General features: G+C 62.8%; 18 protein-coding genes. All 18 read right to left on the reverse strand.

The features are described from left to right. Window positions 1-279 (reverse strand): hypothetical protein (locus HUV26_RS11575; protein WP_174410308.1); only part of this gene is annotated, 279 nt, incomplete at its 3' end. Further along, on the reverse strand, window positions 279-896 hold the full coding sequence (locus tag HUV26_RS11580) for a hypothetical protein (RefSeq protein ID WP_174410309.1): 618 nt from the start codon (window positions 894-896) through the stop codon (window positions 279-281). The genes HUV26_RS11580 and HUV26_RS11575, both read right to left, overlap by 1 nt. 11 nt (window positions 897-907) lie before the next feature. Next, window positions 908-1,507, reverse strand: a complete 600-nt coding sequence (locus HUV26_RS11585; protein ID WP_243451371.1) for a YmfQ family protein — start codon at window positions 1,505-1,507, stop codon at window positions 908-910. Next, window positions 1,507-2,577, reverse strand: a complete 1,071-nt coding sequence (locus HUV26_RS11590; protein ID WP_174410310.1) for a baseplate J/gp47 family protein — start codon at window positions 2,575-2,577, stop codon at window positions 1,507-1,509. Before HUV26_RS11590 ends, HUV26_RS11585 begins: the two co-directional genes overlap by 1 nt. After that, on the reverse strand, window positions 2,574-3,026 hold the full coding sequence (locus HUV26_RS11595; RefSeq protein ID WP_174410311.1) for a phage GP46 family protein: 453 nt from the start codon (window positions 3,024-3,026) through the stop codon (window positions 2,574-2,576). Before HUV26_RS11595 ends, HUV26_RS11590 begins: the two co-directional genes overlap by 4 nt. Then, window positions 3,027-3,713 (reverse strand): phage baseplate assembly protein V, encoded by a 687-nt coding sequence (locus tag HUV26_RS11600; RefSeq protein WP_174410312.1) that lies wholly within the window; start codon window positions 3,711-3,713, stop codon window positions 3,027-3,029. Beyond that, on the reverse strand, window positions 3,713-4,801 hold the full coding sequence (locus HUV26_RS11605; protein ID WP_174410313.1) for a phage baseplate assembly protein: 1,089 nt from the start codon (window positions 4,799-4,801) through the stop codon (window positions 3,713-3,715). Before HUV26_RS11605 ends, HUV26_RS11600 begins: the two co-directional genes overlap by 1 nt. Next, window positions 4,791-5,969, reverse strand: a complete 1,179-nt coding sequence (locus HUV26_RS11610; RefSeq protein WP_174410314.1) for a DNA circularization protein — start codon at window positions 5,967-5,969, stop codon at window positions 4,791-4,793. The genes HUV26_RS11605 and HUV26_RS11610 overlap by 11 nt, the downstream gene beginning before the upstream one ends. Before the next feature lie 9 nt (window positions 5,970-5,978). Then, on the reverse strand, window positions 5,979-7,841 hold the full coding sequence (locus HUV26_RS11615; RefSeq protein ID WP_174410315.1) for a phage tail tape measure protein: 1,863 nt from the start codon (window positions 7,839-7,841) through the stop codon (window positions 5,979-5,981). A gap of 95 nt (window positions 7,842-7,936) precedes the next feature. Continuing rightward, the gene (locus tag HUV26_RS11620; protein ID WP_174410316.1) at window positions 7,937-8,326 is read right to left on the reverse strand and encodes a phage tail assembly protein; all 390 of its coding nucleotides are present in this window, start codon (window positions 8,324-8,326) and stop codon (window positions 7,937-7,939) included. Window positions 8,327-8,335: 9 nt separating this feature from the next. Continuing rightward, a complete protein-coding gene (locus HUV26_RS11625) occupies window positions 8,336-8,689 on the reverse strand; it encodes a phage tail tube protein (RefSeq protein WP_174410317.1) in 354 nt (117 codons plus the stop codon). A 36-nt stretch (window positions 8,690-8,725) separates the two neighbouring features. After that, entirely contained in the window at window positions 8,726-10,192 is a 1,467-nt protein-coding gene (locus HUV26_RS11630; RefSeq protein WP_174410318.1) for a phage tail sheath subtilisin-like domain-containing protein, read from the reverse strand. 3 nt (window positions 10,193-10,195) lie between these two features. After that, window positions 10,196-10,417, reverse strand: coding sequence for a DUF2635 domain-containing protein (locus tag HUV26_RS11635; RefSeq protein ID WP_174410319.1), 222 nt, complete (start codon window positions 10,415-10,417; stop codon window positions 10,196-10,198). Window positions 10,418-10,421: 4 nt separating this feature from the next. After that, window positions 10,422-11,030, reverse strand: a complete 609-nt coding sequence (locus tag HUV26_RS11640; RefSeq protein WP_174410320.1) for a phage protein Gp37 — start codon at window positions 11,028-11,030, stop codon at window positions 10,422-10,424. Beyond that, window positions 11,031-11,516, reverse strand: coding sequence for a phage virion morphogenesis protein (locus HUV26_RS11645; protein WP_174410321.1), 486 nt, complete (start codon window positions 11,514-11,516; stop codon window positions 11,031-11,033). Next, window positions 11,516-11,932, reverse strand: a complete 417-nt coding sequence (locus HUV26_RS11650) for a gp436 family protein (protein ID WP_174410322.1) — start codon at window positions 11,930-11,932, stop codon at window positions 11,516-11,518. Before HUV26_RS11650 ends, HUV26_RS11645 begins: the two co-directional genes overlap by 1 nt. Window positions 11,933-11,943: 11 nt before the next feature. Next, window positions 11,944-12,240 (reverse strand): HI1506-related protein, encoded by a 297-nt coding sequence (locus HUV26_RS11655; protein ID WP_174410323.1) that lies wholly within the window; start codon window positions 12,238-12,240, stop codon window positions 11,944-11,946. A 12-nt stretch (window positions 12,241-12,252) separates the two neighbouring features. Continuing rightward, window positions 12,253-13,146 carry a Mu-like prophage major head subunit gpT family protein gene (locus HUV26_RS11660; RefSeq protein ID WP_174410324.1) on the reverse strand — a complete coding sequence of 298 codons (894 nt, stop codon included), beginning with the start codon at window positions 13,144-13,146 and terminating at the stop codon, window positions 12,253-12,255. Window positions 13,147-13,154 lie beyond the last annotated feature (8 nt).

Consider the following 13,154-nt stretch of genomic DNA (forward strand, 5'->3'; position numbering starts at 1 on the left):
CAGGCCACGGCAGCGGTTCGCAGTGGTCAGTGTAACCCCGGCCTCCACAGTCAAATTGCGGGCGTTGACCACCACCATGTCGCCATCCTGCACGGACGGCACAAAGATCAGCCCGGCAGTATTGGTCCAGCCTGGCATAGGCACCCACGACACGCCGTCAAACGACTGCTCGGCACCGGCGGCAGCAGTGAGGCGCAGATGCCCGTCACTCCCATCGCCGAACCAGTTACGCAGGCCGGAATTGTCCAAGGCTGCAGCGGGATGTCTGAAAACACTCATTACGCCACCACCTGCATGTTGAGTGCGGCAAAGCCGCGAATGACAGGCGAGCCCACGGTACCGCGCACCGAGAACATGACTAAATCCTCCGCGTTGGCGTCCTGCGTCACCTCCAGCGCTGTGCCGCCGGGCCAGAGGACCGATGCCGGAAGCGCGATGGACCGCCCCCCGGTCGCGTCCTGCCGCACGGTCAGCTCATAGGTCGCACCGGGTTGTGCGTTTGTCAGGGTAATCGTTGTCACCGCATCAACCAGCGTGATCACAGCGACAGGATTGGCACCCATGTCCCACGTTACAGCGGCGTCAACGGCAACCAGCGTGGATACGGGATAGCGCTGGCCACGCAGCCATTCGTGGGGATCAGGGAGAAGATCCACAATCTCTTCTGTGAGGTGGACGTGATCGTCGGGGGCCATGCTGGCGATGACCTGCGCCAGCTGGGTCAGGTCTTCCTCATTCGGCGTGAGACCGGCAGCCACGATGGCGGCCATTATTTCGCGCATGGGGTGCTCAATGGCCTCGGCTGCCACCGGAGAACCTTCAATTCCGGCGGCCAGATTCTCCGTGACGTATCCTTCGTTAGGATCGGCCGCGCCGATGGGCGGTACATATTTCATATGATGTCTCCTTAATCCTGATAGGCGATGACAAGTTCAAGATGCGCCGGATTCATGCGACGGAGCAGGCATTCCAGATCCGTGGCACGCACTATGCGGGTCAGTCTGTCACCGGCGCGGGATGATCCGCACCGGAAACGCTGGATACGCGGGCCGTTGATAGTGACGCGCCATACCAGCCGTTCGATGTGCCCGCCGCCCAACACGTGGCCGCAGCGGGATCGTCCGCAGATGAAGGGACGCCCGCGCCCGATGATGGTCACTGAATAGCCAAGCCGTTCCGCCAGCCTCTGAAAATAGTTGAGACTGAGGCCGTCCTTTTGCGTCAGCGCCGCCCACAGGGAGCGCCGACGTTCGCCCAGCGACGTGGCCACGGATGCCGTGCAGGCATCCGGTAACCCGGCGAATGCTTCCCACTCGCTCAGCAGTTCCAGTGTGGTACGGGGGTCGGTCTCCTCAATCAGGTCCGTGCAGCGGCCATCCACACGCGCCATGTCACCAGCGATGCCCGCCAGCAGCAACGTCAGCACGGCATCGGGATCACGCGGCCAGGCATCGCCAAGCGGCAGCAAGGCCTGCATCTGGATCAGGTATTGGTCTGCATTAGGCATTATTCGTCATTCCCCCAATCCACGCCGCCATAGACGGCCATGATGCCCGCGGAGTGCTCCACATTGGTCGTGGGACTGAGCAGGACGTGGTCATGTTCCCCTGCGGCCGTAGAGATAACTTCGCGCACATGGCTGATGAGGATGGTGCCGCCGGGTTCGGACTCGGCTATGACCATGGCCTGCAGCGCTGCTTCGATTGCCAGTCGGACACTGGGGCTGGAGGGTGTCAGATCCCGGATTTGGAAGACCAGCGGAGCGGCCATCGGGGCAAAGACAAGGGGTTCGCAACCGGGAGGACAACGGTCCGGGTGACTGAGATACTCCTGCACCTCGGTCACTTTAGCAGCGTCCGGGATAATGGAGTCAGCAGCATCGCAGACAAAAGCCAACCCCACCGTGCCACGCCCAACATAGCGGGGATACGTCCATGCTCTGGTCACACCGGGAACCTGCTTGGCCCACGTTGCATAGTCATTGGTAGCTCCACCTTTGGGCGGGGCCTGTACATAGGCCCGCAGACGGCTGCGCAGGGCTTCCACGGTTTCGATCTCGGTTCCCCCGGTCAGGCCGGATGCGCCCACGATGGCAGCTGACTGGACACCGGAAATGGTGACGGACAGCCGCAGGGTTGTGCCTGCGGCGCAGTTGCCCGCTGCGCCCGCGTTGACAGCTTCAATGGATACCATGGCGGTGCCGCCGGTAACGGCCATTTCGTCCGAGGTCTGATATTCCGTGCCGTCCGTGCGCTGCAGCAGTGTACCGGCAGGCACAACCGTACCGGACAGGCCCGTCAGGGTGATGATACCCGTTGCTGCCGTTGCGGCCTTGCGAGGCACACCCCACCAGTTGGCATGACGCACCAGGTGAGCCTCATCCGCCGTATCGGGAATGATCTGTTTAGACAGATAATCCAGATAGCCATATAACCCGTGCTGGGTTCCGCCCACGGCACGTGCCGTCACAGCCACATCGGCTGCGGGCAGGCGGGCCGAGGAGGATTCCATGCGGGTGTCAATATCGCTTTCGATGCGCTCGGCCAGTGCGGCAAGCGTGGGGCGTTTGAAACTCACAACGGCCTCCTGAATGTTTCCGTAACGGTTGTGCCATCCGCCAGTGTAATGGAGATGGTCAGAACCAGTATGCCTGTGGCATCAGCTGCCCATGCGGCTGTCACATCAACGCTGGTTGCCCAGCCTCCCGTGATCAGCCATTCCAGCGCCTCGGCGGCATACGCCTGCGCACGACGCGCTGTTTCCGCTGTCTGCTTTTCACGGGAGAGCAACCACAGCCTGCTGCCGGTGACCCACGGCGCGCCCTCCGGGGCTTGTGCGGGAGGCAGGATATCGCCCCACCAGCCCCGGCGGTTGCCGAAGCCGGTCGCCCCGTCCGGAAGCGCATCATCGTCATGGGCACGGGCGTCCGTGAACAGGCTAATCACGATGGCCCTGCGCAGTCCGCCATCGGCAGCCAGCAGGCCCCGCTCCAGAGGCGCTTCAAGGGTGTACTCGCTTGCTCCCATTTACGCCCCCTGCGGCGGGTCGGTCGGCCCGCCGTTGTCGTTTTCATCGTGTACGTGGCCACGCAGGCTAACCGTCCCGGCAACCGCATCCGCATCAGTAGTAATATTGCCCGTGGTGTGCTGCGTGCCCTGAAACAGAGCGGCGGAAGTCCCTTCCCCCACGCCGCACGATGTGAACGCAGGCGTGCTGACCGTGGCCCCTGCGGACGCAGTGAGCGTCAGCTGGGCCGTGGCCATGTCGATACTTTCGGTAGCGGACACAATCATCCGCTTCGTCTCCATGGTGATGTCTTCGACCGCGCTGATCCGCGCGTGCACTGTGGTCAGTTCCACGGTCCGGCCCCGTTTGAAGATCAGGCTGTCTCCTTCGTCGGTATACAGGGCCACCTCTCCCGATTCGAGACCGCGCAGCCGGAACTGCCGGTCCGCGATGGCCACCACTATGCCGGAAGAGCGGTCGCCTCCGACGAACATGACGGCGGCCTCCATGCCGGGCAGCGGGTTGGAGGTGAAGCCGTAATGCTCGAAGCATTCCAGCCCATCCCGCGTTTCCCCGGCCAGCAGACCGGCCTGCAGCGCCTGAACACGCCGGGAGGAATCCACAAGGCGGACGACGGCACGCGCGACCATGAGCCGCACGCGCTGCACCAGCGGCGCACACAGACGGTTAAAATCGTCACGGTTCATCACGCATCCTCCTCATCCCAGCCGCGAGCCCCGGTGGCTTTTTCGGGCTCGGCCAGTACAGCAAAGGCGGCGGCGCGGGCCACGGTGAGTTCCGTCACAGTTCCTTCGCGATCCGTCTGTCTGAACTGGACCTGCGTGATGATCCAGCGCCCCGAAAGAGACAGCAGATCATCCTGCAGGGTAACGGTCTGGCGGGGACGCCACAGTGCTCCAGACGGATTTTTCCAGCCCGGCACGCTGTATACGGCCTGCGCCGCGCGGGCTGCCCGAGTCTTGGCTTCATGGTCTGCACGGCTTGCCAGAGTGGGACCGCCAGCCTGCGTCTCCGCCACCAGCACCAGCGGCCGGTGACGGGGAACTCCCGGATCGGTAGCGCTGCCGCTGGGAGCGGTGATGGTATCCGCATCTTCCAGATCGTCTGCATCGGCACCGCCATCAGCGTGCGCCATGGCCGTATAGGCCGAGTAACGGTCCGCCATGGAACGGGTGCATTGACCGGAGAGTATGTTCACCCCCGGCTGCAAGGTGGCCACGGGTGCGTCTTCGGTCACGGTATCGATGATCAGGCCGCCCAGCCCATCGGACCACGCCATGAGGCCCCGCTGGCGCAACATGCGTTCCAGCGTGGCCGCCACGGTATCTCCGGGATTGGTCGCAAAGCGGGCAAAGGGAGTGACGGAGGCGGCTGCGCTGCGGGCCGAGACGCTAATGCCGAATGGCCGACACAGGTCCGATGCTATGGCCGCCAGCGTCCGGTCCCGCCAGTCCTGCACCGGGGCACTGCAGTCCACGAGGTCACCGGCCTTGTCTCTGCCGCGCAGGGAGGTTCGGCGGCTGGCATCATCATAATCGCGGGCCACCTCGTCTATGTAGCCGGTGACAACGGTTTCCCCGTCGATACGCACAGTACAGGCATCGCCTTCGGTAACTTTCAGACGCTCACGCTGGCCATGCGCAATCCACGAGTCTGTCAGGCTGACGTCAAACTGGCCGGACAGGCGGTCAATGGCCAGCGTGATGGATACATCCTTCCAGCCCTCGTGTATTTCCGTGCCGACATGCAGGTGCACCACGTTTTCATTTGCCATTACGTTTCACCTTCAACGTTCTGCCTCCGGGCACAAACCCAGGATGGCGGATAATGGTCGGGTTGCGGGCCAGCATATCCGCTTCCCGAGATGCATCGCCGTAGTATCCGTAGGCTATTACGAGGGACGGCAGTGTTGCCCCCGGCGTAAGGTCTGCCAGCCGGGCAAGGTCCGCTCCCCGCGCCGTTATGTCCCGCACTACGGCGGTACGCAGGGTGTGCAGTGCCTCGTACAGCGGGTCCGATGCCGTGGTCATGGCCATATCCAGAGCCTTGGCCACCTGCTGACGCACCTCCACGGCATCCTCGTACACATCGAAATCCATGTGCGCCGTGGCCCGCGCCGCCTGCACCACAGCCAATCCGGATGTCAGGTCCGCCAGTGCCGCTTGGTTGACGGCATCCTGCGCGGAAGTATCGGTTAGAGTAGGACGAACCGGAGCCATGGCAGCCAGTTCGGTTGCCGCTGCATAACGGCTGACGCCGCCGTTGGCCTTTGCGGAGGTCCCCGCCATGAGTGCGGAAACCACCCCGAGCAACCCATCAGCCAGCGAGTGGGGAGCATCCAGCAAGGATACCGCCTGTCGGCGGATATTGAGCAAGGATCGCTGGGCCGCCGGAGTCGTCCACGAGGTTGTCCGGGCACCATCCAGCCATGCCTCAACGGCTGCCAGCGCCGTGGTGCGCAGGATGTCCGGCCCGGCCACTGAGAACCGTTCCGGAAAGTCGTCCACATAGGCGACTTCGGCACTGTCCGCAGCCCTTGCTGTCAGGGCCGTGGTATCAGTACGGCTGGAATGTCCGCCTTCGGCATCCTCCACAAAATCGATGCGCCAAGCCACATAGCCGCCCATGTCCAGACGCTCCGAGGCGCTGAATGTGCGCACTACCACGGTATGCGAGAGGCCCCACGGGTCCACGTATTCACCGGGCCCCGGCTTTTCCAGCGCGCCCAGCAGGGTGTTGCGCGAACCGAGGTATTCCGCTCCGAACTGGAACGCCTCCACAGACAACTGGCGGGCCTTGCGCCCCATATCCTCGTTGCTCGGCTCATCCCGTTTGGGATACTCGTGCGTGGCCACGCGCCGACCGCCCGCATACTGGCGGCTGGACACCTCAAACGGGATGCCCCGGAACGATGCCGGACGCAGGTTGTCACGCCATGCCATGCCGCACTCCTAATTTGCTCCGGCCATGAGCGGGCCGGTGCGCGCGTTGATAGTCACGTTGGCACTGTCCGACCGCGTTACGACGCTGGAACCGGCAGGCAGGCCGCGAACCACCAGTTCGATGGTATGGCGCAGGGTTCTGGACGATCCGGCACTTTCGGCCTGCGTGGCTCTGGCCGTGGTCTGTGCGCCGTGTGCCTCGGCAGCCTCCGCACCGGCCCCCATGCGGGGCAGCGGCTGCTTGCTGCCGGAAGCGGCGTCCATGCTTGCACCCATGCGAGGCATTGCCTTGCCCGTATTGGCCGGTGCTGAGTCCCCCTCGGGAACGGACGGTGCATCGCCTCCGATGCCCAGCCATTTGCCTACGGTGTCGAACATGGGGCTCATCTTGTCCCACAGCGCACCGATCCAGCCGAAGAAACTATCCCAATAGGGGCGCACCGGCTCCCATATGCTGCTGAAGAAGGCGGCCACAGGTTCCCAATGATCTATAAGGTACGCCGCCCCGAGGCCGATGAGCGCGATGGCGGCACCTATGGGTGTTGCCATGAAGGACGCGGACATAATGCGCCAGGCCGTACCGACCAGCATGATGGCGGGTGGTAGTATGGTGAGTGCCGCGCCGAGGCCGATCAGCGTGAACGTAAATACCGGCGAGGCTTCGGCTGCATCGGCAATAAAACCGATGAACGGGGTAATCACATCCATAACGGCACCGAGCGGGGCAAGGAAGGATCGGCCTATGGAATCACCCAGCCGGGACAAAGCGTTGTCGAAGGCCTTGGTCTTCTCATTAAACTGATCCATCATAATGCCGTACTGGCTGTCCACAGTACCCGCACTTTCAGTCATGATCTGGTGCTTCAGCGTCTTCAAATCCTCAAGGTCAGCCAACACCGGCTTGAGAAAATTCTGCACCTGCGCATCTCGGAATATCTGACCAATTTTGAAAGGATCGCCGCCTGTTTTGGCCTTGACCGCGTCCAACACATCTTCCAGCGGGTTGCGGCCTTCGGCCCATGCCTTGCGGATGATGGCCTTGATGTTGATCCCGGCCTGCTTGGCGTTCTTCAGCGTTTCCGGTGAGGACAACGCCCGCATGAAGTTGGCCATGTTGTTGGCGGCTTCACCGGGATCTGCCGCGCCGCGTTTGGCGATCTGGAGTGATGCAGCCAGCGTGCTGACTGCTTCGCTCCCCTGCAGCTTCAGCGCTTTAGCTCCGGCACCAAGCATGGGGAAATACTTGGCCATGTCCTTCAGTTCAAAGGCTCCGGCATTTCCCGCATATGCCAGGCGGTCCAGTTCGTCGGTGAGTGCCGTGGGGGCGACCCCCAGTGTCTCAACCAGCACGTAGGCCGTGTCAGCCAAGTCACCTATATCCGCCTGCGTACCCGAAGCCGTACGCCCGATACCATACAAGGAATCCTGCGCCTTGCCCGCATCCATTCCCGCGCTGACCAGCTTGTTGAAACCGCGCTCCAGGTCGATCACAGATTGGTTCGTTGCAGACGGCACGGCCAGTTCCCGCAGACGGTCACGTAGCTCCGCTACCTGCCCTGCGGACATGTCTGCCGTTATGCCGGTTACCGCTAAGCTATGTTGCAGATCGCCAGCCATAGTCACGGTCTTGCGGATTAGCATGAGTGAGCCTATAGCCTGACCAACTTGAGCCATGTGCCCCTGTAGGTCGTCCGATGCGCCGCTCAGGCTCCGCATTTGGCGATCTGTAGCTCCCAGCGATGCCCCCAACTGCAGGGATCGGTCGGAGAGCCGGGTCATCTCCGACCCGGCTGTGCCGAGGGAAGACCGGAAGCCGCCTGCAAGAGCGGCCCCGATCATGATATTAAGCGCCATCTGGCCGGAACCGAGCACACCTGCCTCCTGTCCTTATCTGTCGAGCGACATGTCCCGTGCGAGGCGCAGGGCCTCCGCGTGGTACATGAGGAATTCCATCATCCGCATAGTCTCTATTTCCCGCCTGCCCCATCCGGCGACATGGCCGAGTTCGAGCGCGGCTCGGCGGACACTGCCGCGTGGGGCGAGAGAAAACGGTGCAGAGCCCGCTGCAGTTGCGCGTAGTCGCACGAAGGCAGCTTACGCAGGGCTTCAGCAGGTACACCGCACAGATGAGCGATAAGGCGCAACTCGTACTGTCCCTGCGTAGAGCCGGGCATGTCCACGACAATCTGATCCTCCACGAACGGTTCGCGCAGGGTCAGTTGTGTGTAGGTCGCATCCCCCACCTTGAAGGGGCGGGAAAGCGGTACGGGCACGGGAGGCAGGGCGCTCGACTCGCTGACCTGTGCCGGCGTGCCGGATGCCGCCTGCTCTATCCTTTCTGCATTCTGGTCCTTCATTGTTTTCTCCTAAACGGGTTCCGCGGGAGCCCCGGTAAACTTTACTTTCATTTTGCCGCCTTCGCCTTCGCTGAGCTCCAGCACGTCTTCCAGGAAGGCCTCGCGGATCATCCACGTGGTGCCTATATCCGCCCGGAAGGTGATGGTGGCATTGGTGATATTGCGGATGGCTTCCACCGGCGTGTCCTTGGACACATTCACCTCGCATTCGAGAGTGGCGGGCACCATTTCTTCGGCATAGCCGACGCTGTTGCTGCCCTGCACGGGTTTGCGGGCATAGCCGCCCAGAGTGATCTTGGCGGATCTCTGTGTGTCCAGCGTGTTGCCGTCGTAGGCGATTGTCGCACGACCGAGGTATTGCATGATGTGCTCCTGTTGTAGGTTGGTCCGTATGGTGCGTTACACGCGGAACTGAACCAGCGCCGCGAAGACGCGCAGCTGGTTGACCAGATCGGGCGGCAGCACGACGTCCACGCGGGTGGGGTCATCCGCGTTGCGTTCCACCACCAGCAGATGCTTGAATGCATCCACCTGCTCCACCCAGCCGCGCTCTTCCCACGCCCGCGCCAGAGCAATGAGTTCGGCCCTGATGATGCTGGGGGTTACAATGGCCTGCCCGGCACCGAACCGGGTGCCGTCGTCGGCCAGTTTATGCCGGGGAAATTTCTGGCTGATGCGGGCCCGCAGCGTACTGCGCAGCACCGAGAGAGTCGCCAGCGTTTCCGCATCCAGATAGCTGGGGTCGGGCAGGCCGTAGCTGTTCAGCTGGTACGTGGTGATGGCCCGCTCGATGGACACGGTACCGTCCACGGCTACAAGGAAGGTGCTGATACCGTCGTACAGCAGCAGGTTTCGTTCGGCACGGGTGAACCGATCCGGTTCCTGCGGGGCCAGAACGCCGGGCAGCTCCAGCGTCTGCAGCGGCCGGGCCGGGTCAATACCCAACTGGTACGCTGCAACGGCACCGTACACAGACGCCCAAACCCACGGCGGCGTGGGGCTCTTCTGCGCCCCCATAATCGACAGGACTTCGGAATTGCGCCCGCTGCCTATAGTAGACAGCGCGGCGTGCGTACCGGACAGAGCCGCCCATGCCTGCCCTTCGATCTGACGGGTTGCGGACCAGCGGTCCTCCAGCTCCGCTTCCAGCGCGGCGAGGTTGGCGGTGTCCGTCCACGGAGTGATCATGTGGTGGTACTGCACGTCGCCGAGTGCCGTGAGCGCGTCACCCACATCAGGGTTGCCGGAACCGCCGCTCATGCCCGCTATGGTCACGGTGAGACCTGCGGGAACGGCATCGCCCTGCCAGTAGGTGGTACGCATATCCAGCGCATTCATGGCCTCGCCCTTATGGCGGGCGGTGATGGTGACCACGGCGGCAGATGCGGTCGCCGTTACCGGCAGATCGGGCAACGCATTGACCGCATCGGCCAGATCAGCCGCCACGGTGGATGCGCTGGCACCCACGGCTACAGATGTCTGCACCTTGGTGCCGCCCACATAGAGCAGCAGTGTTCCGGCCTTCACGGCGGCACCGCTGATGGTGACCGTACCTGTTGCCGCCTGACCGGCGATGTTATCCACCACGGGAACGGCCCACAGGTCGGAATCCTCGTTGGCATTTTTGAATGCGGAGGCCATGGCGGCCAACATGCTGCCGCGCCCGAACAGCGCTACGGCATGATCGGCGGACAAAACACGGACAGGAACGAGCGGTGCTGCCGTGCCGGTGGACAGAGGCTGTCCGAGCAACAGCACGCGGACCATGTCACGCACCAGCCCCTTGTTGGCCAGCGAGTTATCAAATTCCACATACTGGCCGGGGGTGCGGATGGTGACCGGTATCTGAGCAAAACTGATGGGCATGACTTACTCCTTGCCAGCCTGCACGGGCTGTGCAGTCTTGGCGGTCTTGGTGGCCGGGGCCTCTCCGGCGGCGGGCACGGGGACAACGTCACCGGCAGCCAGACGGCGCTGCCAGTAGATGTTACAGGGTTTGCTTTCTCCCTCCGTCTTGAGCGGCTTGAAAGACTCGGGGTCGCGTACCACATCGCCGGGTCGGGCTGGCCTGATGGTAATTTCGGTGGGCATGGGGTCACTCCTTGTGCAATGCCACCTCGTCACGGATGGCGGGGACAGGAACGTCCCAACTGCCGTCGAGGAGGGTAAAGTCGGTTATGCCTGCACCGGCATCGCCGGGCATGGATGACGCATCCGAACCATCCGCAGCCGGTTCCACCAGCCAGGACGTTTTGAACTCCACGGCTACAATGGACACGGCCATCGAACGCAACATGCCGTTGAACAGAATGCGTGAGCCGTGCGGGATGAGGGGTTGTATGTCATCGCGCAGGCCAAGGGTCTGGCCGCACAGCAGGGTCATGATGTCATGTCGCATCTGGTAGGTTCCCACTTCACCGGCAAGGCCCCCGTGGCGGGTTGAGCGCTCGTTACGCAGGGACCGCGCCACGCACAGCACCGCGAAGGTTGCTTCCTCCAGATATCTGGAACCCCTATCCGTGGCTTTGCCAACCCCCGTGCAGGTGACGAGGGCACGGGGCAGGCTGTTTGCGATCTTGGCCAGCTCGTTTTCGCTGTCGAGCTGGCCGCCGTAGCTTTCGGCACGCAACGGATAGCCCAGCACGTTCTGGCTTGCAGCTGCATGCAGACGAGTGATGATGGCGCGTTCAACGGAGGCGATCATTTACAACGCTCCTGCAAGGTAATGGAAAATGATGTCCTGTACGTCTGCGGCGTCATCATCCGACAAACCGAGATACGGACGCGCCGGAATGTCGCCCCATGGAATGGGACCGTTGCGCCGGGTGCGGCCGGAACTGCCCTGCGCCGCTCCCAACTGATGGATGCGGGCGTACGGCCAGTTACTGCCGATCTCCACCGCGTCCGGTTGGGCCTTGTATTCCAGGCTGCCATACAGATGTCCGGTAATGCGCAGGATGGGGCCGGTGTCGCCGCGTTTGCGGACGGTGACCGGAGACAGTTCGGGCCAGTCTGTTCCGTCCGGTCCCTGCTGTTCTTCAAACCGGCGCTGGGTGCGCTGCAACACCTGCGAGCCGATTTCGTCCATGGCGGACCGCAGATCGTTTCCTGCCGCCAGCAGCCTGCCAAGCCGGGCTTCAATGGCATCCAGCCCTTGGGGCCGTATGGTAAAGGTGATGCCGCCAGCCATCAGAACCCCTTCATGCTGTCATTGGTAAAGGTTCTGCCACCGACGGAAAGGACCGTTTCGCCGCCCGTGGCTCCGGTTGTTTCCAGTCCGGCAGACTGCAACTGCACCACACCGCGAGCCACTTCACGCAGCCCCTGCAGGGCGGTGTCGTGCCCGGCCTTGACGGCATCGGGCACGGCAACCTTATGCAGATAGAAGCGGGCGATGTCGCAGCACCAACGGCGGGCCATGTCGGGCACCGGGTGCAGAGGCACCCGGTAGCGGGCCGCCACATAACCGTTGACCAGTTCCGTGGCATCGCCGAGCGCTGTCAGCACTGCGGTGACATCCGCGGAGCCGGTCATGGCCGTGTCGGTCAGTTCCAGCAGTTCCTGATGACCGAAACGGGCAGTCATATCATCTACTGTTGCGTACATCGCCCGCTCCGCTACTTTCCGCCCTCGGCGGAGGTTTCAGTCCCGGCTTGGGCCTTTCCCACAGGGGCAGGCTTCGCAGCATTCTTCCCCTTGCCGGTTTTGGCCTCGGCGTCGGTTTCTTCCGGTTCGCCCAAAGAACCAAGGTCGGGCACGTCCACCTCATCCACCACCAGCATGGGGTCGGCGTACAGGGCGTCCAGCTGTTCGTTGGAAAAGGTGCCTTCCGGGTAATCGCGGGTGCCGGAGTGGGCCATGCCTGCGCGACGGTGACCGTCACGCTTCGCGGTGATCCTGATCATAACGGGCATGATGGGCACTCCTTATGCGAGCCACGGCGAGACGAGCACTTCCGCCGAGTTCTGGTAGACGTTGGTGGCACCGGAGGCATCGCGTTCGGCCTTGATGACTTCCAGCGCCTTCTTTTCCAGAGAGGGCGGCACCACCAGCAGGCTGGGGCGCACACCAAGGGGTTTGCCCCGGTCACCCTTCATGCCCATCATGGCGGCACGCGCGGCGCCGTAGGTTTCGGCAGTCAGGTCCTGCTTGCTGGCGTGGGCCAGCTGCCACAGGCCGTATCCGGCGTTGGCGCGGCAATCCACGCCGTAGCGATACTGCTTTGCGCTGAACACGGCTTCGTCCGTAGGCGCATCCATGCTCACAAAGGTATATTTACGCCGTTCCTGGAATATGATGGGCTTCACGGCACGGGTGGTATCCAGCAGGAACCACGGTGTGCCGGTGCCGCCGCCGAAGTTGGAAACGCTGATCTCGCTGCCGTCCTCGTCCAGCACGGGGTGGTCGGTGTCGAAGAACGGCTGGCCGTCATAGCAACGACCGGTGAAGCCATTCAGGAGCAGTCCATAGGTCAGAAGGGAAGGATGCACCTTGGCATCCTGGCCTAACTGCGCGAAGAGCGGCGTGTACGCCCCCACGGCATCGTCTTCGATATCGTCGCGATCCACGCCCACGGTGTTTTCAAACGAAAGGTTCTTGATGGTGAAGCTATGCAGCTTCAGATTCTGGATGACACGGTCGCCCAGCCATTCGCGGAATCCGGTGGTGTTGCCCAGCCACGGATAGGTTTCCAGCTTGGCCGTGCTCTTGACCACCATGGCGATTTTTTCATGGTCCGCCGGGGCACCTTCGAACGCCTGCTGGAAAACGAGACGGAATCCGGTGAACAGCGCCTGAAGGCTCTGCTGATTGATAATCATGGGTACTC

Source organism: Desulfovibrio psychrotolerans (genome assembly GCF_013340305.1).
Taxonomy (GTDB): domain Bacteria; phylum Desulfobacterota; class Desulfovibrionia; order Desulfovibrionales; family Desulfovibrionaceae; genus Halodesulfovibrio; species Halodesulfovibrio psychrotolerans.